22 protein-coding genes are annotated in these 22,507 nt (G+C 32.9%); 9 read left to right on the top strand and 13 right to left on the bottom strand.

Annotation, left to right across the window (positions count from 1 at the left end):
• Window positions 1–250: 250 nt before the first annotated feature.
• On the top strand, window positions 251–2,194 hold the full coding sequence (locus tag BM238_RS03520) for an SPFH domain-containing protein (RefSeq protein ID WP_090078788.1): 1,944 nt from the start codon (window positions 251–253) through the stop codon (window positions 2,192–2,194).
• A gap of 75 nt (window positions 2,195–2,269) precedes the next feature.
• Here the strand turns inward: BM238_RS03520 and BM238_RS03515 are convergent, their stop codons facing one another.
• The 6 genes from BM238_RS03515 to BM238_RS03490 all read right to left on the bottom strand — a co-directional run bounded on the left by BM238_RS03515 (window position 2,270) and on the right by BM238_RS03490 (window position 7,917).
• A complete protein-coding gene (locus BM238_RS03515) occupies window positions 2,270–2,623 on the bottom strand; it encodes a diacylglycerol kinase family protein (RefSeq protein WP_090078787.1) in 354 nt (117 codons plus the stop codon).
• A complete protein-coding gene (locus tag BM238_RS03510) occupies window positions 2,623–3,981 on the bottom strand; it encodes a M20/M25/M40 family metallo-hydrolase (protein WP_177205414.1) in 1,359 nt (452 codons plus the stop codon). The genes BM238_RS03515 and BM238_RS03510 overlap by 1 nt, the downstream gene beginning before the upstream one ends.
• Window positions 3,982–4,246: 265 nt before the next feature.
• On the bottom strand, window positions 4,247–5,485 hold the full coding sequence (locus BM238_RS03505) for a DUF1015 domain-containing protein (RefSeq protein ID WP_090078786.1): 1,239 nt from the start codon (window positions 5,483–5,485) through the stop codon (window positions 4,247–4,249).
• A 3-nt stretch (window positions 5,486–5,488) separates the two neighbouring features.
• Window positions 5,489–6,448 carry a D-2-hydroxyacid dehydrogenase gene (locus BM238_RS03500; protein ID WP_090078785.1) on the bottom strand — a complete coding sequence of 320 codons (960 nt, stop codon included), beginning with the start codon at window positions 6,446–6,448 and terminating at the stop codon, window positions 5,489–5,491.
• A 5-nt stretch (window positions 6,449–6,453) separates the two neighbouring features.
• Window positions 6,454–7,518: a 3-phosphoserine/phosphohydroxythreonine transaminase gene (gene serC, locus BM238_RS03495; protein ID WP_090078784.1), complete on the bottom strand. Its 1,065-nt coding sequence runs from the start codon at window positions 7,516–7,518 to the stop codon at window positions 6,454–6,456.
• A 48-nt stretch (window positions 7,519–7,566) separates the two neighbouring features.
• Entirely contained in the window at window positions 7,567–7,917 is a 351-nt protein-coding gene (locus tag BM238_RS03490; protein WP_090078783.1) for a 4Fe-4S dicluster domain-containing protein, read from the bottom strand.
• 63 nt (window positions 7,918–7,980) lie between these two features.
• Here BM238_RS03490 and BM238_RS03485 point away from each other — a divergent pair, with 63 nt between their 5' ends.
• From BM238_RS03485 to BM238_RS03475, 3 genes are all read left to right on the top strand, one after another.
• Window positions 7,981–9,006 carry an acyl-CoA reductase gene (locus tag BM238_RS03485; protein ID WP_090078782.1) on the top strand — a complete coding sequence of 342 codons (1,026 nt, stop codon included), beginning with the start codon at window positions 7,981–7,983 and terminating at the stop codon, window positions 9,004–9,006.
• Window positions 9,007–9,028: 22 nt separating this feature from the next.
• A complete protein-coding gene (locus BM238_RS03480; protein WP_090078781.1) occupies window positions 9,029–9,877 on the top strand; it encodes an aldose 1-epimerase family protein in 849 nt (282 codons plus the stop codon).
• A 67-nt stretch (window positions 9,878–9,944) separates the two neighbouring features.
• Window positions 9,945–10,628, top strand: coding sequence for a Bax inhibitor-1/YccA family protein (locus tag BM238_RS03475; RefSeq protein ID WP_090078780.1), 684 nt, complete (start codon window positions 9,945–9,947; stop codon window positions 10,626–10,628).
• 36 nt (window positions 10,629–10,664) lie between these two features.
• On the opposite strand, the gene BM238_RS03470 is transcribed toward BM238_RS03475, so the two are convergent.
• Complete coding sequence (locus BM238_RS03470) at window positions 10,665–10,979, bottom strand: DUF4286 family protein (RefSeq protein ID WP_090078779.1); 315 nt, start codon at window positions 10,977–10,979, stop codon at window positions 10,665–10,667.
• 147 nt (window positions 10,980–11,126) lie between these two features.
• Between BM238_RS03470 and gyrA the strand changes: the two genes are divergently transcribed.
• Window positions 11,127–13,772: a DNA gyrase subunit A gene (gene gyrA, locus BM238_RS03465; RefSeq protein WP_090078778.1), complete on the top strand. Its 2,646-nt coding sequence runs from the start codon at window positions 11,127–11,129 to the stop codon at window positions 13,770–13,772.
• Between the two features lie 113 nt (window positions 13,773–13,885).
• Complete coding sequence (locus BM238_RS03460; protein WP_090078777.1) at window positions 13,886–15,268, top strand: tetratricopeptide repeat protein; 1,383 nt, start codon at window positions 13,886–13,888, stop codon at window positions 15,266–15,268.
• 47 nt (window positions 15,269–15,315) lie between these two features.
• Here BM238_RS03460 and BM238_RS03455 read toward each other — a convergent pair whose 3' ends face one another.
• Window positions 15,316–15,966: a metal-dependent transcriptional regulator gene (locus BM238_RS03455; protein WP_090078776.1), complete on the bottom strand. Its 651-nt coding sequence runs from the start codon at window positions 15,964–15,966 to the stop codon at window positions 15,316–15,318.
• Between the two features lie 180 nt (window positions 15,967–16,146).
• Here BM238_RS03455 and BM238_RS03450 point away from each other — a divergent pair, with 180 nt between their 5' ends.
• A complete protein-coding gene (locus tag BM238_RS03450; RefSeq protein ID WP_090078775.1) occupies window positions 16,147–17,181 on the top strand; it encodes a threonine aldolase family protein in 1,035 nt (344 codons plus the stop codon).
• 85 nt (window positions 17,182–17,266) lie between these two features.
• The gene (locus BM238_RS03445; protein WP_090078774.1) at window positions 17,267–18,607 is read left to right on the top strand and encodes a M20/M25/M40 family metallo-hydrolase; all 1,341 of its coding nucleotides are present in this window, start codon (window positions 17,267–17,269) and stop codon (window positions 18,605–18,607) included.
• Here BM238_RS03445 and BM238_RS03440 read toward each other — a convergent pair whose 3' ends face one another.
• From BM238_RS03440 to BM238_RS03430, 3 genes are all read right to left on the bottom strand, one after another.
• Window positions 18,608–19,039 carry a DUF2141 domain-containing protein gene (locus BM238_RS03440; protein ID WP_090078773.1) on the bottom strand — a complete coding sequence of 144 codons (432 nt, stop codon included), beginning with the start codon at window positions 19,037–19,039 and terminating at the stop codon, window positions 18,608–18,610.
• A 156-nt stretch (window positions 19,040–19,195) separates the two neighbouring features.
• Window positions 19,196–19,999, bottom strand: a complete 804-nt coding sequence (locus tag BM238_RS03435; protein WP_090078772.1) for an enoyl-ACP reductase FabI — start codon at window positions 19,997–19,999, stop codon at window positions 19,196–19,198.
• A 96-nt stretch (window positions 20,000–20,095) separates the two neighbouring features.
• The gene (locus BM238_RS03430) at window positions 20,096–20,395 is read right to left on the bottom strand and encodes a hypothetical protein (protein ID WP_090078771.1); all 300 of its coding nucleotides are present in this window, start codon (window positions 20,393–20,395) and stop codon (window positions 20,096–20,098) included.
• Between the two features lie 127 nt (window positions 20,396–20,522).
• Between BM238_RS03430 and BM238_RS03425 the strand changes: the two genes are divergently transcribed.
• On the top strand, window positions 20,523–21,077 hold the full coding sequence (locus BM238_RS03425; RefSeq protein ID WP_090078770.1) for a DNA-3-methyladenine glycosylase I: 555 nt from the start codon (window positions 20,523–20,525) through the stop codon (window positions 21,075–21,077).
• A gap of 4 nt (window positions 21,078–21,081) precedes the next feature.
• On the opposite strand, the gene BM238_RS03420 is transcribed toward BM238_RS03425, so the two are convergent.
• Window positions 21,082–21,612, bottom strand: a complete 531-nt coding sequence (locus BM238_RS03420) for a hypothetical protein (protein ID WP_090078769.1) — start codon at window positions 21,610–21,612, stop codon at window positions 21,082–21,084.
• A 2-nt stretch (window positions 21,613–21,614) separates the two neighbouring features.
• Window positions 21,615–22,469 carry a nucleoside phosphorylase gene (locus tag BM238_RS03415; RefSeq protein ID WP_090078768.1) on the bottom strand — a complete coding sequence of 285 codons (855 nt, stop codon included), beginning with the start codon at window positions 22,467–22,469 and terminating at the stop codon, window positions 21,615–21,617.
• Between the last annotated feature and the right edge of the window lie 38 nt (window positions 22,470–22,507).

The raw sequence follows: 22,507 nt of genomic DNA, 5'->3' as shown, positions 1-22,507 counted from the left end.
TATTAAATTTTCAAACATTCATGTTAAAAGTTTCTGAAATTGTGTTCACAATTTTCAATACTTCGCCACCTGCGTTATTTTTTTAATTCTTCAAAAGAATTATCTACATTTTTACGTCTAAATTTTAAATTAAACAAAACGAAGATATTCACCTTTAAAATGTTTAATAATAATGAGTTTGCTTCGTTGCAAATCATTGATATATAATGATGTATTTTCTATTTAAAAAAACAATTTAAAACAATAAACTATGCAATTTTCATTTCAAAACTGGATGATTCCAGTGATTGGCATTCTAGCATGCCTAATTTTTTACAAATTTATTTTAAGAATTTTCTTCGGATTAGTGATTGTCCCGGAAGATAAAATAGGTTTGGTAACCAAAAAATTTGTTCTTTTTGGTAAACAAAGTCTACCCGAAGGAAGAATTATCGCCACCAATGGCGAAGCAGGATTTCAAGCGCAAACTTTAGCACCGGGAATTTATTTCGGCAAATGGATCTGGCAATATGCAATTCAATTTCAGTCTTTCACCGTAATTCCAACAGGAAAACTCGGTTTAATTTTAGCAAAGGATGGAACTGAATTAGAAACTGGAAGAATTTTAGCAAGAAAAGTAGATTGCGACTCTTTTCAGGACGCCAATGCTTTCTTACAAAATGGTGGAAGAAAAGGAAGACAAACTGCCATTATTGCGCCGGGTTCATACAGAATTAATACCTTATTATTTGAACTAGAGTTAACAGAAATGACTACAATTCCGGACAACGCAGTTGGAATTATTACAACAATGGAAGGAAATCCGTTAGACGATGGACAAATTGCAGGAAAAATTATTTTTGCGCACAATAAATTTCAGGATGTCGATACTTTTTTAAATAATGGTGGTTATAAAGGTTTGCAGGAACAGGTAATTTTATCTGGATCTTACTTTTTAAATCCATGGTTTACGAAAGTCGAAATGGTAAAAATGACAGAAATTCCAATTGGACATGTTGGTGTAATAATCAGTTATGTAGGCGATGAAGGACAGGATTTAAGTGGCGTAGATTTCAAACATGGAAATATTGTGACGAAAGGTCAAAAAGGTGTTTGGAGCGAACCAATTGGTCCGGGAAAATATCCGATCAATCCTTACATTATGAAAGTGGAACTCGTTCCTACAACGAATTTGGTTTTAAACTGGGCTTATGAAAGAAGTGAAAGTCATCAATTGGATAAAAATCTTTCGACAATTACGGTAAGAAGTAAAGATGGTTTCCCGTTTAATCTTGATGTATCGCAAATTATTCATATTCCAACTTATGAAGCGCCAAAAGTGATTGCACGTTTTGGAAATATGATCAATCTGGTAAGTCAGGTTTTAGAACCAACGATTGGAAATTATTTTAGAAATTCTGCCCAAGACAGTGATGTAATTGCGTTTTTAGGAACAAGAAAAGAAAGACAACAATCTGCAAAAGAACATATTAGCGCAGTTTTGGATCAATATAATGTGAATGCAGTCGATACTTTGATTGGTGACATTGTTCCACCAGAAAGTTTAATGAAAACTTTGACGGACAGGAAATTAGCCGAAGAGCAAAAAATTACTTACGAAACTGAAATGCTTGCGCAGGAAACCAAACAAAGTCTGGAAAAAGAAACGGCGATCGCAGATATGCAAAAAGAAATCGTAAAAGCAGATCAAGGTGTTTGGATCGCGGAAAGAGTGGCTGATGCAAGTGTGAAAAAAGCAACGGGAGACGCCAATTCTGTGAGATTACAAGCCAATGCGGAAGGTGACAGATTGAAACTTTTGGCAACTGGTGAAGCAGAAAAAACGAGACTTTTAGCAAGGGCAGAAGCAGAGAAAATAGAACTTTTAGCCAAAGCAAATGCTGAGCAAATTAGTTTGACAGGAAATGCAGAAGCTGAAAAAATCCTGGCAATTGGTAAATCTAATGCGGAATCTTACAAACTTTCTGTAAGCGCAATGGGCGGAAATAATTTCACACAATTAAAAATTATGGAAAATATAGCCAACCAAAACGTGAAAATTATGCCGGATATTTTGATCAGTGGAGGCGGAGATTCTACAAACGGCGGCATCAGCGGACTTTTGGGATTGCAACTTTTAGAGCAGATTCAAAAGAAAAATGTGGAAAAACCTGTGATTATAACGGGAACTGATACTGACGAAAAACCAATTTAATTAAGTTTAATTTTTAAAATAAACCCTTTCTAGTTAATTTAGAAAGGGTTTTTATTTTTGATAAGCATTGAAATTTTAAAATATATAATTCCAATAAATTGAGATCCCGACAATTACCGCAAAAATAGTTGCTAATAAAACTGCACCCGCAGCAATATCCTTTATAATGCCAATTTTAGTATGAAATTTTGGTTCAACAAAATCACAAAGTTTTTCAATAGCTGTGTTGAGAATTTCGGATACCAAAACAAATCCGCAGATTAAAAGTATTAGGATAGAATCTAAATGATTTAATTTTAAAGCAAAAATTAAAATTATATTGACAAAAAGAGCAATAACTTCCAGTTGGAAATTACGTTCGTTTTTGAACATCCAAATTAATCCTTTGAATGCAAAACCTAAACTTTTATAAAATACCGGTTTTTTCATTACCAGTTTTTATCGATCATATAAATCAACTGCGTCATCGCACTTGCACCTTGTAACAATTCCCTGCGGTTTACTTTTTCAAAAGTATCTTCCGCTGTGTGGTGAATATCAAAATATCTGGCAGAATCTGGAACTAATTCACCGGTCGGTGTTCCCAACGCTTCTAAAGGTTCAACATCGGTTCCTGCATATTTTTTTGTGAAATCATAAATACCAAAAGGAAAAAATAATGGCGCCCAGGATTTTATTTGATCTCTTTTCTCTTCGCTCATAACCAGACCAAAACCACGTGGCGTAAAACCGCCGGAATCACTTTCTATGGCAAAAAGATGTTTTTCATCTTTTCTTTTGGCCTCTTCAGCATATTTCTTTCCGCCATTTGCACCATTTTCTTCATTTGCAAAGCACACCACACGAATTGTGTGTTGATTTGAAATATTTAATTTTTTAAATGTTCGTAAAACTTCGATACTTTGCACAATGCCCGAACCATCATCGCTTGCGCCTTCGCCCACATCCCATGAATCAAGATGTCCACCAACTACAACTACTGATTGGTCTTTTTGTCCGGTTAATTCGCCGATCACGGAATGGCTTAATTTGTCCGCTTTCATTGTTGCATTTGAATTTAGCTTTGTATAAACTTTCTGTGTTTTTAAAGTTCTTTCGAGTTCATCTGCGCTTTTAACACCGATTGCAACCGCTGGAATTTTTGGAAATTTTAAGTCATAAGTTTGCGTTCCAGTATGCGGAACATCATCAAAAGCCGAGGAAAGCGATCTGATGATCATGGCTTTTCCACCTTTTTTAGCAACGACTGAGGCAGATCTTTGTCTGTATTTTCCAGCATCGCCATAAGCGCTTCCAGTCGAAATAAATGTTTGATCAAAAGGATAATTAAAAAAGACAATTTTTCCTTTTACGTCGGCTTCATTCATTTTATCTAAATCTTCCAGACTTTTCACTAAAATAATTTCCCCTATTAAGTCTTTACCAGAAGTTCCTTCGGTATTTCCGATGGAAAGCATATTTAGAGTTTTATAACTGCCGTTTTGAGTTTTAATTTGAAGTGATTCTTTTCCTCTTACCCAAACCGGGACCATCACATCCTGATACCAAACTTTGTCTGCGCCGGCTTCTTTCAATTTATCGTAAGCCCATTTTGTTGCGTTTTCGTAGGCTTTGGAACCGCTTAAACGATGGCCGATATTTTTGGTAAGTTCTCGCAAATCATTATAAGCCAGACCTTGTGTTAAAATCTGATCAGAGATTTGTTTAAATTGTAATGAATCTGTTTTAGATTGGGCAAAAAATAATCCGCCCAAAAAGAGCGGAAATAATATTGTGAATTTTTTCATAGTTTTTTGAATGTTTTTCAAAATTAAAGTTTATTTAATTAATGACATAAATAATTTTTTCTAAGTTATAAGAACTCTTGAAAATTGGCTAAAACCTGCGCCCCGGCTTGAGTGGAAATCCTTTTTGCCGGTGAAGTTTTTGTTTTTAAAAAATAAATTTAATTGCAAAAAGATTGACTAAAATTTTATTTTTTTTATTTAAATTGTCGAAACTCATACTTTGTTTTGGGAACGGAAGACGGATCAAGGCGCCCAGAAAATTATCCTATTTCATATCATACATTACTAAAGCCGTGATCAATTTTGGTTCCACGAATGTGCATTTTGGCGGCATAACGAGTTTCTCATCGGAAATTTTTATAATATCAGAAAAACTAACGGGATACAAACCGAAACCAACTTTAAAGTTGCCGGAATCTACTTCTTCTTTTAATTTTAAAATACCATTTATACTGGAATCTCCTTTGATATAAGTAATATCATCAGAAATTTTTGGATCTTTGATGTCTAAAATATCTTTAAAAATATAATTACTAATCAACAATTGATCGATATCATCAATTTCTGCGGTTTCCCTAATTTCATGTTTTACGTGTAAACTATAAAATTTACCTTCCAGATACATACTGAAGTGAAATTTTTTGGAAGGAAAATAAGGGTTTTCTCCCTTTTCGTGGATTAAAAAGTTTGTTTCCAATTTTTTTAAAAATTCTTCGGCAGAAAGTCCATTGAGGTCTTTTAATAATCTGTTATAATCGTTAATTTTTATAGACTGATTTGATACGATATAGCTAAAAATATAGTTGTAAGCCTCTGTACCATTGTGTTTTTTATTTTTTGCCTTTTGCTGTTTTGCGTTAAGTGCAGCGGCGCCCATTCTGTGATGTCCATCAGCGATGTAAAAAGCATCAATTTGCTCAATAACATCTTTTAATTCCTTCATTTTTAGACGGTTGTCTATTTTCCAGATTTTATGACGTGTGCCTGCATCATCTACGTAATTTAAAATTGGAATATTCTTTTCTTCGTAATTCATCAACAATTCTACCTTAGAATTTGAATTATAAGTCAATAAAACCGGCTCTGCCTGAATATTAACCTTTTCTAAATAAAAAGCAAGTTTTTCCTTTTTTGTGGTAATTGTCGATTCGTGCTTTTTAATTTTTCCTTCAAAAAAATCTTCTACACTTACAAGACCAAGCAAACCGCGAAATACATTTTTATTTGGATAAATTTGAGAATATAAATAATAGGCAGACGAATCCTGCACTAATTTGTGATCGCCTAAAAGTTCTTCATAATTGGTTCTTATTTTTCGTAAATTTCTATCAATATCTTTGGATTTGCTCACTACGTAGGGTTTTACCATTTGGATATAGGAAGAATCTACGGAAGATTTTTCGTTAATTTCCGCTTGTGTAAAATTATCCAAAGGATGTGTTGGAAAAATTTCTATAAAATCTTTTGCAGGTCTTATACCGCGGAAAGGTCTAAAATTTGGCATTTCTTATAAATCTTTATTTAGTGCAATAATTTGTTTTGCGAGTTCTAATCCAATCTTATTTTGAGCATCTACAGTGTTACCGCCAACATGTGGCGACAAAGATAGCGCTGGATTCATTAGTAAAGCAAGCTCGGGAGTTGGTTCACTTTCAAAAACATCAAGAGCAACGCCTGCAATTTTTTTATTTTCAATGAAATTTATCATCGCAACTTCATCTAAAACTCCGCCCCGTGAAGTATTTACAATAAATACACCATTTTTCATTTTTTCAAATTCGGCACTGGATAAAATATATTCAGTAGTTTTTGGTGTGTTGATGGAAATAAAATCACAATCTTCTAAAAATTCTTCCATATTATTGGTGGAAGTAATTTTAAAATCTACAGATTGTCCATCAAAAAAATCCAGTTTCAGAGTTTCAGTTTTTGGTTGCCTTGTGCAGACTTTAATCATCATTCCCAAACCAATTCCTATTTTTATAACCTCCTGACCGATAGAACCAAAGCCAATTACACCTAAAGTTTTACCTGAAAGTTCGTAGGCATTTTTAAAATCTTTTTTCAGATCGTTAAAACGGCTATCACCTTCCAAAGGCATCAAACGATTTGACTCATGAAGAAAACGCGCCATTGTGAAAAAGTGGCCGAAAACCAATTCTGCAACAGATTTTGAAGAAGCAGTTGGCGTATTAATTACTTTAATTCCTTTTTCTTTGGCAAAATCAACATCGATATTATCCATCCCGATTCCACCGCGACCAATAATTTTTAAACTTGGGCAATTTTCAATTAATTCTTTTCGAACCTTTGTCGCACTTCTCACCAAAAGAACATCTACTTGATTTTCATTAATAAAATTTGCCAAATGTTCAGCCGAAACGCGTTGATTTAAAAATTCAATTCCGGCTTCTTCGATAAGTTTTATTGCACTTTCAGAAATGCCGTCGTTTGCTAAAACTTTCATTGAGATTATTTTAGATTTTTTATAACATCAACCAAAACCTGAACACTTTCTAGAGGTAAAGCATTGTACATACTTGCTCGGTAACCGCCTAAACTTCGGTGTCCATTTAATCCGTTAATTCCAGCGGCTTTCCAGGCGGCATCAAATTCTTCTTTTTTTGATTCGTCAGTCAATTTAAAACATGCATTCATCAACGAACGGTCTTCAACTTTACAGTAAGTTGCAAATAAAGGATTTCTATCGATTTCGTTATAAATTAATTCTGCTTTTGCGATATTATTTTTTTCTGCTGCAGCAATTCCGCCATTATTTTCTAAATGCTGCAAAGTTAAAAGTGATGCATAAACCGCGAAAACTGGCGGCGTATTATACATTGATTCTTTTGCGATATGTAAAGAATAATCCAGCATCGAAGGAATATCTCTACCGGATTTTCCTAAAATTTCTTTTTTTACGACGACCAAAGTAGTTCCTGCAGGTCCCATATTTTTTTGAGCACCAGCATAAATTAAATCAAATTGAGAAAAATCTATAACTCGGCTAAAAATATCCGAACTCATATCGCAAACCAGCAAAGTATCAACTTTCGGAAAAGTCTTCATTTCTGTGCCGTAAATCGTATTGTTTGACGTGCAATGAAAATAATCATATTCTGAACCGATTTTAAAATCTTTCGGAATAAAAGAATAATTTTCCTCTTTTGAAGAACCTACAACATCCACTTTTCCTAATTTTTTTGCTTCTTTTATTGCACCAGCAGCCCAGGTTCCGGTGTCTGTGTAAGCCGCTTTTCCGCTTTCTAATTTCATTAAATTAAAAGGAACCATTGCAAACTGCAAACTTGCGCCGCCCTGAAGATAAAGAACTTCGTAATCATCGCCCAGATTCATCAATCTTTTGATGATTGCTCTGGCTTCGTCCATCACGGCTACAAAATCTTTGCTTCTGTGAGAAATTTCCAATAAAGAAAGTCCGCTTCCATTAAAATCAAGAATTGCTTCTGCCGACTTTTGAAATACTTCCTGAGGTAAAATACACGGACCAGCACTGAAATTATGAATTTTAGTCATTTTAAATATTTAAATGAATTGTAATGTTTTAGTAAAAACGAATTTATTTTAATCCTGATGTAAAAAATCTTTTTTCGCCAAAAGACTTTCCTCAGATTCTACGTGATCTTCGTCTGGAATACAGCAATCTACCGGGCAAACTGCCGCGCATTGCGGTTCTTCATGAAATCCCATACATTCCGTGCATTTATCTGTGACGATAAAGTAAACATCATCGCTCACAGGTTCCTGCGGAGAATCTGCGTCTAAGGTTAATCCCGAAGTTAAAGTAACTTTTCCTTTTAGAGCCGTTCCATCAGAGGCTTTCCAATCGACAGCGCCTTCATATATTGCGTTATTTGGACATTCCGGTTCACAGGCGCCACAATTTATACATTCATCAGTTATTCTGATTGCCATTTCTAATTGTTTTAAATTTGCACAAATTTAACGATTTTTTACCACATTAAAAAGAATAAAGCAGTGATTAAAAGCATTTCAGGACTTGCAAAATTGGGATCCTATTTAAAAGATTTTTTAGCGAAAAGTGAAGAAAATTTTGGTGATTTAGATATTGAATTAACTGATGTAATCAGAATTTCAGAATATGAAAACCCTTGGTTTACAAAAGATTATCAAAAATTAGCCTTAAAAGATTGGTCGGATCTTTTGAAAGAAGAAAACCTGGAAAACTGGCTTTCGGATTATAAATTTTCAAATCAACCGAAAAAAGTAGGATTAATTTTAGCAGGAAATATTCCTTTGGTCGGATTTCATGACATTATTTGCGTGATTTTAAGCCAAAATATTCCTTTGATCAAATTATCGTCAAAAGATAAAAGAATGATACCGTTTTTATTAAAATTATGGAAAAATTTTGACGATCAAATAAATTTTGAATTTGTCGAAAAACTGGAAAATTTTGATGCCGTTATCGCAACAGGAAGTAATAATACGGCAAGATATTTAGAATACTATTTTAAAGATTATGACCGAATTATTCGTAAAAACAGAACTTCAATTTCGGTTTTAAACGGAAGTGAAAGCGAAGAACAACTTCAACTTTTAGCGCAGGATATTTTCACTTATTTCGGCTTGGGTTGTAGAAATGTAACGCGGATTTTCATTCCAAAGGATTTTAATTTAGAGAAATTATTTTTAAATTTTCTGGAATTTAAAGATATTATAAATCACCATAAATACGCCAATAATTACGATTACAATAAAGCCATTTATTTATTAAATCAGGATTTATTCTGGGATAATAATTTCGTCATGTTGAAAGAAGATGACGCTTTATTTTCGCCATTATCTGTAGTTAATTTTTCGAGGTATGAAAACATAGAAGAAGTGGAAAATTTTGTCAAAGAAAATGAGCAAGATATTCAGTGCATTGTTGGAAAAGAAAATTATAATTTTAAAACGGAAGCTTTTGGTAAAGCGCAACAACCCGATTTAAATTCATATGCAGACAACGTCAATACTTTAAAATTTTTGAGTTTAATTTAAATTGATTTAAATAAAATTAGAGATGAAAACAACAATTAAAAATTCTTTTTTAACGGCGACAATTCTTCATAAAGGCGCAGAATTGGAGACTTTAATAAAAGATGGCAAAAATGTAATCTGGACGATTGATAAAAGTTTTTGGAACAAAACTTCGCCCATTCTTTTCCCAATAGTTGGTGGTTTAAAAGATGGAAAATATAATTATTTAGATGAAAGTTATTCGCTTTCACGACACGGTTTCGCAAGAGATCATGATTTTGAATTAATATCAAAAACCGATGATTCTGCGGTATTTTCCTTAAAATATTCCGAAGAAACTTTGAAGATTTATCCTTTTAAATTTGAATTGCAAATTACTAATGAACTATTTGAAAGCCAACTATATATCATTTATAAAATTCTAAATTTAGATAACGATAAAATGTATTTTTCACTTGGCGCACATCCCGCATTTGCTATTGACGGCAATTTTGAAGAGTACGAATTAGAATTTGATAATAATAATTCTTTGATTTCACATCAATTAGATAATGAATTATTATCGGGAAAAACTGTTGATATAAATTTAAAAACAAACCTTTTACCTTTAAAATATGAACTTTTTGAAAACGATGCTTTGGTTTTTAAAAACTCAAGCACATCAAATTTAACTTTGTTTAAAGATAAAAAACCGCAAATCTCAGTTCATTTTAAAGACTTTCCTTATCTCGGAATCTGGACGAAAAAAGGCGTGCCCTTTTTATGCATCGAACCTTGGTTGGGAATTGCTGATTCTCAAACTTCAACCGGAAATTTAACCGAAAAAGAAGGCATTCGAAAATTAGAAGGAAATGCTGAAGTTGAAAAAAGTTTCAGTATCGAAGTCTTTTAAATGCATTATTTTATAATACAAATATTTAAAAAATTGCTTAATTTCGTCCTTTAAAATAATAAAAAATATGAATAATTCCATACAACTTTCCCGCGCTCAGGAATCTGAAAGAGCAGAATTTTACAAAAAAACTTACATGCACGTTGCGTTGGCAATCTTAGCATTTATGGTAGTTGAAAGCCTTTTGTTAAAATATATTCCGGATGAATTAATTATGAAAATGCTTGGCGGAAGATTTATCTGGCTTGGTATTTTGGGGCTTTTCTGGCTCGGTTCTTATGTTTCAGAAAAATGGACTTTGTCTCAGGATAAAAATGTGCAATATGCGGGTTTAGGATTTTATGTAATCTTAGAATCCGTTATATTTTTACCATTAATTTTCATCGCCACTCGTTACGCAGGTTTGGAAATTATTCAACAGGCAGGTTTAATTACTGTTGCACTTTTTGCAGGATTAACGGCAGTTGTTTTTATGACGAACACCGATTTTTCTTTTTTAAGAACAGCAATTACGGTTGGCGGTTTTGTCGCTTTAGGTTTGATTGTTGCAGGCGCAATTTTCGGTTTTAATCTTGGACTTTGGTTTTCTGTGGGAATGGTTATTTTAGCGAGTGGCGCCATTTTATACCAAACGAGTAAATTGAAAGACACTTATTCTACAGACCAATATGTTGGCGCATCCTTGCTTTTATTTTCATCAATAATGTTACTGTTCTGGTACGTTTTGAGAATTTTGATGTCAAGAAAATAGAACTAACTTTTAACTAAAATATTTAAAAACCTGAATCTACATTCGGGTTTTTTTCGGATTTAAATAGGTCATAAAAACCATTATTTCTTCGCCAAATTCTTTATGTATATGATGTGTTATATTTTCAAATTCGCTTTTCACAAATTCTTCCCGTAATGTTTCATCTTCAAAAATTAAAAGAAGGTTGGTGTTTTTTCCTTCCTGAAGCATGTCGCTTTCAACCTCAGACAAAATAAATTTTTCCACCTGAATTAAATTATCAATAAGATTTTCTAAAGAATTATTTTGAAAATTTTCCCACTGCTCAAAAAGATGTTCCGGCGTGTGAAATGTGATGCTTAAGAGGCTCATTTTTATATTTTTTTTATGATTTTAACTAAATTATTGACTGCAAAAATCGGTATTTTTTCGTAATTTAGCGCGTTATATAAAACTGAAAACAAAAAACTAATGATCAGGCTTATAAAGTTTTGATTATCATATTATTAAAAAATATTTATGCATAAAGAAGGAGAAAGGTTAATTCCTATCAACATTGTTGATGAAATGAAGTCGTCTTACATTGATTATTCAATGTCGGTAATTGTTTCCAGAGCATTGCCAGATGTGAGAGATGGCTTGAAACCCGTTCATAGAAGAGTTTTATACGGAATGTATGGCTTGAACGTTTTTTCTAACAGGAAACATTTAAAATCTGCCAGAATTGTTGGTGATGTTTTAGGTAAATACCATCCACACGGAGACTCTTCCGTTTATGATGCGATGGTGAGAATGGCGCAACCGTGGAGTTTGCGTTATCCGCAAGTTGATGGACAGGGAAATTTTGGTTCCATGGACGGCGATCCGCCTGCAGCAATGCGTTATACCGAAGCAAGATTAAAGAAAATTTCAGATGATATTCTTTCAGATTTAGATAAAGATACGGTTGATTTTCAATTTAATTTTGACGATAGTTTAACTGAACCGAAAGTGATGCCAAGTAGAATTCCAAATCTTTTGGTTAATGGAACTTCCGGTATTGCAGTTGGTATGGCGACGAATATGGCGCCTCATAATCTTACGGAAAGTATCAACGGAATTTGTGCTTATATTGATAATAACGAAATCACCATTGATGAATTAATGCAGCATATCATCGCACCAGATTTCCCGACAGGTGGAATTATTTATGGTTACGATGGCGTTCGCGAAGCTTTGCACACAGGAAGAGGTAGAATTGTTCTTCGCGCGAAGATTAATTTTGAAGAAGTACACAACAGAAATGCAATTATCGTAACTGAAGTTCCTTATCAGGTGAACAAAGCGGATATGATAGCAAGAACTGCGGATTTAGTAAAAGATGATAAAATTCCCGGAATTTATGAAATCCGTGATGAGTCTGATAGAAATGGTTTGCGTGTCGTTTATGAACTTAAAAATGATGCAATTCCAAATGTAGTTTTAAATTTACTTTATAAATATACCGCACTTCAGACATCTTTTAGTTGTAATAATATTGCTTTAGTTGGTGGTCGTCCGGTTCAATTAAATGTAAAAGATCTGATTCGTCATTTCGTTGATCACAGACATGAAGTGGTGGTTAGAAGAACGACTTTTGAAATTAAAAAAGCGAAAGAAAGAGCGCACATCTTAGAAGGTTTCATGAAGGTGATTGGAACGCAGGATTCTTTAGATACAGCAATTAGAATCATTCGAAACAGTTCAAATCCAGCCGATGCAAAACAAGGTTTGATTGATGAATTTGAACTTTCTGACATTCAGGCACAGGCGATCTTAGATATGCGTCTGGCTCGTTTGACGGGAATGGAATTGGATAAGATCCGTGCGGAATATGACGAAATAATGGCTTTAATTAATGATTTACAAGATATTTTGGATAATGAACCAAGACGTTTTGAAATTATTAAAGAAGAACTTTTAGAAGTAAAAGAAAAATACGGTGACGAAAGAAGAACGGAAATAGATTACAGCGGTGGCGAAATGTCCATCGAAGATATCATTCCAAACGAAAGTGTTGTTTTAACGATTTCTCATGCAGGATATGTTAAAAGAACTTTACTTTCTGAATATAAAGTGCAAAGTAGAGGTGGTGTTGGAAACCGCGCTGCAACTACAAGAGACGCAGATTTTCTGGAATATATTGTGACGGCAACCAATCACCAATATTTAATGTTTTTTACCGAAAAAGGAAAATGTTACTGGTTGCGTGTTTTTGAAATTCCGGAAGGTTCTAAAACTTCAAAAGGTAGAGCCGTTCAAAATTTAATTAATATTGAACCTGATGATAAAATCAAGGCTTACATAAGAACCAATGATTTAAAGGATAAAGAATACATTCAGAAAATGAATGTTGTGATGATCACCAAAAACGGAACTATTAAGAAAACGTCTTTGGAAGCCTATTCCAGACCTCGAGTAAATGGAATTAATGCTATTGAAATTCGCGAAGATGATGTTCTTTTAGGTGCAAAATTAACAGATGGAAATTCCCAGATCATGATTGCTACTAAAAATGGTAAATGTATCCGTTTTCCGGAAGAAAAAGCAAGAGCAGTTGGAAGAGGATCGATCGGAGTTCGTGGAATTAGTTTGACTGACGGCGATGAAGTAATTGGTATGATTGCTGTAAATGATTTAGAAAATGATACAGTTTTAGTAGTTTCCGAGAAAGGTTACGGTAAAAGAACGGCGGTTGAAGATTACAGAATTACAAACCGTGGTGGAAAAGGTGTTATCACATTAAACATAACAGAAAAAACCGGAAATCTTATTGCAATTCAGTCTGTTACCGATGAAGATGGTTTAATGATAATTAATAAATCCGGCGTTGCGATCCGTATGAATATGGATAACATGCGCGTGATGGGTAGAAATACGCAAGGCGTTAGAATGATAAATCTTCGTAAAGATGATGAAATCGCGGCGATCGCGAAAGTAGAAATGGATAAGGAAGTTGCTGAAGAAATCGATGAAGATGCGGAAATTGTGATTGATAGTAATAATCCTGAAACCTCAAATATTCCGGAAACCGGAGATAATGTTTTAAATATTGGTGATCCAGAAGTTTTAAAGCAAATTGAAGAGGAAGAAGCTCAGAAAAATGCAGATCTGGAGGATGAAAGTGAGGAAGAAGATAATAATTAATTCAAATAATTAGTATTAAATATAGTTTAATCGACACAAATTATATTTTAAAAAAAAGCTTTTTTAATAATTATCGTTAACAGAATAGAAATAAAATCAATAATAAATTACTTATGAAAAGAATAATTTTAAGTGTAGCAATGCTTTCAGTAACATTCGCTATAGCTCAGAAAAAGGAGATTTCAACGGCATTTAAAGCTATTGAAAGTGGAGATAACGCAACTGCTACCGCGCAAATTTCCGCAGCAGATGCAGTAATAGGTGACAAAACATACCTTTTAGAACCCGCAACTTTAGAGCAGTATTATTATACAAAAGGTCTAATGATGATGAACGCCGGTAAAACTCAGGAAGGCGCGTCTTACTTGGCAAAAATCAATGATCTGGGAAAAATGAAAATTTATTCCGGAAAAAATGACAGCAAAGAAAAAGTATATTATGTTGGAAAAGAGGCGGCTGATAAATCAGGAATTTCAGGTTTGAAGGAAGAATCTTATACTCCAAGTACTTCTTCAAAATTAGGCGAAAAGATAAATCCTGTTTTAAAAACTGTAAATCAGGAGGCTGTAGATGCCTATAATTCTAAAAATTACGAAGTTGCGGGAGATAAGTTTAAGGAAACTTACTATCTTTTGAAAGCTGCAGGTACAGATGATAAATCACTTTTGATGAACTCAGCTGTTTCTTACGCGACTGCAAAAAATTTAGATAAATCAAGTGAGATTTATAATGAGTTGATAAATTCCGGCTATACAGGAGTTGAGACAACCTATACGGCAAAAAACAAAAAGTCAGGCGTTGTTGACAAATTGGACAAAACTTCTTGGGATCTGTATAAAAAAATGGGTGCGACAGGAGATTATACTGATTTTAAAACTGAAACTTCTAAAAGTATAGAAAATAATCTTTATACAGAAAATGCGAGAAATCTGCTTGCAGCTGAAAAGTACGATGAGACTATTGCCTTAACAGATAAAGGTTTAGCTAAATTTCCGGATGATGCTGCTTTGATAAATATCAAAGGTTTAGCCTATTATAAAAGTGGAAAATCTGCTCAATTTATAGAAATTCTTAAAAAGCAGGTGGCAGCAAATCCTAAAGATGCAGATAATTGGTTTAATTTAGGTTTGATGGAAAGTAAAGATCCAGCTACAATGGCGGATGCTGAAACTGCTTATAATAAAGCATTGGAAATTAAGCCAAATTATGTTGCGGCACTTCAAAATCTTACTTACATGAAAATTGGGGATGATACCAATTTCCGTACAGATTATGAAGCAGCTAGAAAAGCGGGAAAAACTGAGCAAGCCAATAAATTACTGGATGCACGAAAAAACAGACTTTTGAGCGCATTACCTTACGCAGAAAAATGGTATGTTGTTGATCCTGAAAATGCTGAAGTTGTCACTTTACTTAAAAATTTATACATCACAGCTAAAAACGATGCTAAAACAACTGAATTTCAGGCCAAAGAAAAAGCAATGAAAGCGAAATAGAAATATTAAAAATATTATTTAAAAACAGAGTTTCGGCTCTGTTTTTTTTATGCTTTTACCAGAAGTTTATCGCAGATTATTTTACTTAAAATTTCCTTTTTTCCTTTAAAATTTATTGTCATTGTGGCGTCGACATTTTCAATTTTTACGATTTTTATTTCTGTTCCTAAAATTAATTTTCGCTCATTTAAATAGCTTAAAAAATCTTCGGTGTCTAAAGTTACGGCCATTAATATCAAATTTTCATTTAGTTTGCAGGCACTCAATTTTTTTAGATCCTGTTTGATGATGTGCCCATCTCTATCGGGAATCGGCTCGCCATGCGGATCAACTTTAGGATGATCTAAAAGTTCATCCATTTTTTCAAAAAATTCTTCCGAATGTATATGCTCCAGTTGTTCTGCGATATCATGCACGTTTTCCCAACCAATATTCATTTTTTTAACTAAAAACATTTCAGTTAATCTGTGTTTTCTCACGATTAATGCTGCTTCTTTTTTACCATTTTCCGTTACTTCCAACGGTTTGTAAGTTTCATAACGAACCCAGTCTTTATCGGCAAATTTTTTCATCATGCTGTTTACACTTGGTAATTTTATATTTAAAAATTTACTAAGATCAGTCACCGTAACTGTATTGTCAGGCTTTAAGAGATGAAATATGGCTTTTAGATAATTTTCTTCCGTTAAAGTTTTCATAGAAATTTGGTTTTGATGAAATGATTTATTTTAACATCTAAAAATTTTTTAGAATTCGTGAAGATTTAAAATAAATGTTAGATATAATTTTTTGTAAATCTAACAATTTATAATTTAAAATATTAGGATTAAATGTGTTTAAAATCACTTATTTAATTTTTAAAATATTATTTTTGGATAATGAAGTATTCCTTTAAAAATGATTATTCCGAAGGTTGTCACCCAAAAATTCTGGAAGCACTTTCTCAGACAAATTTAGATCAGCAAATTGGTTATGGTTTAGATGAATACTGTATAAGTGCGACAGATAAAATCTTAAAACTATGTAATTCTTCCATTTCTACCGTTCATTTTGTATCGGGTGGAACACAGGCTAATTTAATTTTAATTTCTGCTTTTTTACGTCCACACGAAAGTGTTATTTCCGCAACAACTGGTCATATTTTCACCAACGAAACCGGTGCAATTGAAGCAACTGGTCATAAAATTCATAGTGTTGAAACGGATGATGGTAAATTAAAACAGTCTCATATTCAGAGTGTATTGGATTTGCACCAAAATAAACCGCATCAGCTTAAACAAAAACTCGTTTACATTTCGAATTCTACGGAAATTGGAACTAATTATTCTAAAGATGAACTTATAAGTTTATCAAATTTTTGCAAAGAAAAAAAACTTTATTTAATGCTTGACGGCGCTAGGTTAGGACATGCTTTAACGGCGGAAAATAATGACTTGACTTTAGCCGATATTGCAAAATACACAGATGCTTTTTATTTAGGAGGTACAAAAAATGGTGCGCTGATCGGGGAAGCAATTATTATAAATAATCAGGATTTACAGGATGAGTTTGGTTTTCATATTAAACAAAAGGGTGGAATGCTGGCTAAAGGTAGACTTTTGGGAATTCAGTTTGATGTTTTAATGGAAAATAATTTATATTTTGATTTGGCAAAACATGCTAATTTTGAGGCGATGAAAATTAAGAAAGTATTTTCTGATAACGGATTTGAATTTTTATCAGAAACGTTTACCAATCAGATTTTTCCTGTTTTAAATCAAAATCAGATCGATCAGCTTTCGGAAAGTTTTGATTTTTATGTCTGGAAAAAAATAGACGAAGAATTTTCTGCAATAAGACTTATCACTTCCTGGGCAACCCCGGAAAATGTAACAGACCAGTTTTGCGAAGCAATTAGTGGTTTAAAAAAATAAAAATTTCATAAGCAACTATATAGATTGTTTTGTTTCATACAAACAGAAGATCAAATTTAAATAAAACTAAAAAATTCTCTACAAAATGAAAAAATATATAATTTTTCTACTAATTACAGGTTCCTTATCTGCACAAACAACTATTAACAGAGATCCAGAAATTTCTGAATATGTAAATTTAATCAGTTCAGATTCCTTAAAAGCGCATGTAGAAAAATTAGTAAGTTTTGGAACACGCCAGACAACAGGTTCAACGACAGACAAAAAGCGGGGAATTGGTGCGGCGAGAAACTGGGTTTTAAGTCAGTTTAAAAATGATGCTAAAAATTCTGGTGGAAGAATGACAGTTGAACTTCAGACCGAAGATCTTCAACCAGATGGAAAAAGAATCACTAAAGCTATAAATCTCGGAAATCCCACAGCAATATTAAAAGGAACAGATCCGAGCGATAATAGAGTTTTTATTATTTCCGGCCATCTTGATTCCAGGGTTTCAGATGTTTTAAATATTAAAGACGATGCTCCCGGAGCAAATGATGATGCAAGTGGAGTAGCTGCTGTATTAGAGTGTGCCAGAATTTTATCAAAGTCGAATTTCCCTGCAACAATAGTTTTTGTTGCGTTTTCAGGTGAAGAACAAGGTTTATATGGTTCTGCGATGCTTGCAAAACGTGCACTAAATGAAAAATGGAATGTTGTCGCGATGCTGAACAATGATATGATCGGAAATAATGAGGCAGTTGACATACGAAATATTTCAAATATGCAGTTGCGTGTTTTTAGTGAAGGTTTGCCATTTTTAGATTTAGATAAAAAAGCAAAATTTATCCGTGCTTACGGTTTAGAAAACGACGGAGAGCCTAGACAACTTGCCAGATATACCAAAGAAATTGGAGAAAGATATGTTGATAATTTAGAAGTAAAATTAATTTACAGAAATGACCGATTTTTGCGTGGTGGTGATCATACTCCATTTGTAGAAGCAGGATTTCCGGCAGTTCGCCTTACAGATATGAACGAAAATTTTAACCACCAGCATCAGGATTTACGAATAGAAAATAAAATCGAGTACGGTGACTTAGTTAAGTTTATGGATTTCGAATATCTTCGAAAAAATACCGCAGTTAATATGGCGGTTTTGGCCAATTTATCGAAAGCACCTTCAAAACCTGAAAATGTAAAAATGGATGTGAAAGATCTGACGAACTTTACAAATTTAAGCTGGGAGAAACCTGCGTCAGGGAAAGTCAGCGGATTTTACATTTTGCTAAGAGAAACAGACCAGTCAATGTGGCAAAAGAAAATCTTCACCAGACAAAATCCCTACAAATTGCCTTATTCAAAAGATAATTACTTTTTTGCCGTACAAAGTGTTTCGGAGAATGGAAATGAGAGTATTCCCGTTGTTCCAATGGTTGGAAGGTAATTAATGAATCAGTTTTATTGTAATTTTTTTATCAGAATTTAAAGTGAATTCCGTGTCGCTAAATTTTGGTTTAGAAATAACGGGTTTAAAATTATTGGAAAAACCATAAGCTTCTTTCGGAAGTCCCAACATATTTGTATTAAACTTTTTATCAGAATTTTCATCGTGGAAAACTGCGACCGCGTATTTTCCATCGGGAAGATCTGTAAATTCACAATGAACAGTTGATCCACTAACTTTAATGGTTTTGGTTTTAAATTCTTTTCCTTTTGTTAAAAATCCGTGTTCAGAATTATAAATTCCAACTGCAACGGTTCCTTTGGTATTTTTAATATTAGCAATGTCAATTTCCAGGTCATGTTTTCCAGTTGATGTACCAGTTGAAGTTAATCCTGCTAAAAGAACGCTTGCCAATATAGTTTCAAATTTCATAATATTTTTTTAGTGATCGACACATTTAATAGTCATTTACTTTAAAGCCAAAAATAGTGCTAATGTCAAAATTTTTGGAAATTTTTAACTTTTATTAAAATCAATTCAAAAAAAAACCCTCCATTTTAGGAGAGTTTTATATAATTTAAATAAAATTTAATCAAACTTTTCAATAACTTTATGCGTAACACCGCTCGAACTGAATCCGCCGTCATGAAATAAATTTTGCATTGTCACTTTTTTAGTAAGGTCAGAAAACATAGCTACGCAATAATTAGCACAGTCATTTGCATCAGCATTTCCTAAAGGTGACATTGCTTCTGCATAACCCATAAATCCGCCAAATCCTTTTACGCCACTTCCTGCGGTAGTAACAGTTGGAGATTGAGAAATTGTATTAACACGAACTTTTTTCTCTCCAAAGTAGTAACCGAAACTTCTCGCAATACTCTCAAGGTAAGATTTGTTATCGGCCATATCATTGTAATCCGGGAAAGTTCTTTGCGCTGCAATGTAAGTTAAGGCTAAAATAGAACCCCATTCGTTCATACAGTCTTTTTCGTAAGCAATTCTCATCACTTTATGGAAAGAAACGGCGGAAACATCCCAACCTTTTTGAAGCCAGTCGTAATTAATATCGGTATAATGTTTACCTTTTCGCACATTTACGGACATACCGATGGAATGTAATATGAAGTCAATTTTGCCAAATTTGGCGATGGCTGCGTCAAATAACTTTTCAAGATCTTCCAGAGAAGTGGCATCAGCTCCCATAACATCAGAACCTGTACTTTTTGCTAAAGCGTCCATTTCACCCATTCTCATTGCGATTGGTGCGTTAGACAATATAAATTCTGCTCCTTCTTCGTGGCATCTTTCTGCAACTTTCCAGGCAATTGACTGGTTATTAAGCGCGCCGAAAATAATTCCCTTTTTTCCTTTTAGTAATCCGTTGGACATGTTTCTTTGTTTTTTACAAATTTAATTTATTTTATCACTTAAACATAAAAAAAGGAACCAAATTTCTTTGATTCCTTTTAAAAACTATCTAAAATTTTAGTTAGTCGCTTTTTTCACAGATGCTTCAGCATCTACGGCAGCGTCTTTTGTGCTTTCCCAAGCGTCGCTTGCTGCATCTTTCGTGGATTCCCACGCATCTGACACGTTGTTTTTTGCACGCTCTAGCCAACCTTCATGAGTTGCTTCTCTATCGTTGCTTCTCTCTTCGTTGATATAATCTTTCGCTTTTTGCGCATAATCTTCAGCTTTCCACTTCGCATTTTCAGCTGCATTTTGCACGCCGTCTTTTGCATTATCTACTGTGTTTTCTGCTTTGTTGTAATCTTGATTGTCCATAATAAATTATTTTTTGTTAAAAATTTAATGATTTAGTTACTATTTAAAATTCAAATGTTATTCCAAAAAAGGTTAATGATTGTTAAAGTTAAAAAAGATTTATTTTTGTTTAATTTAAAATTTTAAAATGGATATAATAAGATGTGGATGGTGTGAGAAAGATGATCTATACAGGAATTACCACGACGACGAATGGGGGAAACCAGTTTATGATGACAACATTTTTTTTGAATTTTTACTTTTAGAAAGTTTTCAGGCAGGTTTAAGTTGGTACACAATTTTAAAAAAACGAGAAAATTTTAAACTTGCTTTCGATAATTACAACTATATAAAGATTGCAAAATACGATCAGACGAAAATTAATGAATTACTTTTAAATGAAGGAATTATCAGAAATAAATTAAAAGTATCCGCAACAATTACTAATGCTCAAAAATTTCAGGAAATACAAAAAGAATTTGGAACTTTTTCAAATTATATTTGGGATTTTGTTGATGGAAAACCAATTATAAATCATCCAAAAACTTTAAAAGAAGTTCCTGCCACTACTGAAATTTCGAATCAAATTTCGAAAGATTTAAAGAAAAGAGGTTTTAAATTTTTGGGTTCAACCGTTGTTTATGCTTTTATGCAGGCGACAGGTTTGGTTGATGATCATCTAATTGATTGTATTTGTAAATAAAGAATTAATTTAGAGAGAATGTTTCAAGCAAAAATAGTTTGTCAAATTCAAGAATAAAACATTCATAATTTTCTTCTGATATTAAAATAGAAGTTTTATGAATTAACTCTATTAAACCTGTTTCATCATTTTCTTCCAAAAAATTAATCTTTCCAAACTTCTTATTTTTTTCAATCAATATATTATAAAAGATAACAGAAATATTTTTATGCGGAACTACCTTCATATTACTAGAAATCAAACCATATACATGCTTATAACTTAATGATTTTTTAGTAAAAAGAAGCGTTTCTTTTCCGAAAACATTCCAAAAACAATATTTTAAAGGGAATAATTCAATCAAAATTAAATAAATGAATAATTCTAAAAATAATTCAAAAGTGAAACTTTCATTATTTAGATTTATTAAAAAGAAAGGTAATATAAGTAAAGATGTAACTAGAATTAACAATAAATAAGCGTAAAATTGAGGTTTTACGCTTATTGATACAATTATTGTATCAGAAAAAACTTTAAGATTGAAATTACTCTCCAATTTTATTTAATAATTCTTTCCAAAACCCATTCGATCATCATTTTTTCAGCTTTTTGATGATCTGCCGAGAATTCGCCGCGACGTCTGTTTGCAATGACACAAGCAATCGTTGTGGCTTCATGACCCAATAATTTGGACAAACCATAAATCGCAGAAGTTTCCATTTCAAAATTAGAAATTCCAAGATCATTTAATGTTTCTAAGAATTGGTCATCAAGCGATCTTAAACGAAGTTGTCGTCCTTGTGGTGCATAAAAACCGGGAAAAGTTGCTGTATTTCCGATATATTTTGCATCACTAAAAAGCTCAGCATTTTTCTTCGACCATTCGCCAAAATATAGCATTTCTTTAATTTTTTGATAAGGAAATCCTGCTAAAAAGTTTTTAGAAAATTCATTCTCGAAATGGTAATCAGGATAAAAATGTAAAAGTCCATCTAAACCAACTACATTTTCAGATATCATTAAATTATCAACTTCAATTTCTGGATTTACACTGCCGCAAGTTCCTAAACGAAATAAATTTAAACTTTTATGTTCGCTTTTAAATTCTTTTTTCTTTAAATCAATATTCACCAGAGCATCGAGTTCGTTCATCACGATATCGATATTCCCGGTGCTGATTCCGGTTGACATTACTGTGATTCTTTCACCACGTAATGTTCCGGTTTCAGTGTAAAATTCTCTTTTATTTTTTTTGACTTCAACAGTATCGAAATATTTTGAGACTTTAGGAACACGATCCGGATCACCAACCAAAATGATCTTATCTGCAAGATCTTCTGGTAAAATATTCAGGTGATAGACACTTCCGTCTGGATTTAAAACCAATTCGGAGGCTGCTAATTTATTTATCATAGTTTTTTATTTAATGTTTTGAAAAGAGAAAGGTTGAC

Origin of the sequence: Halpernia frigidisoli (assembly GCF_900113805.1) — a bacterium.
Taxonomy (GTDB): domain Bacteria; phylum Bacteroidota; class Bacteroidia; order Flavobacteriales; family Weeksellaceae; genus Halpernia; species Halpernia frigidisoli.
This window is presented reverse-complemented; position numbering and strand designations above follow the sequence as displayed.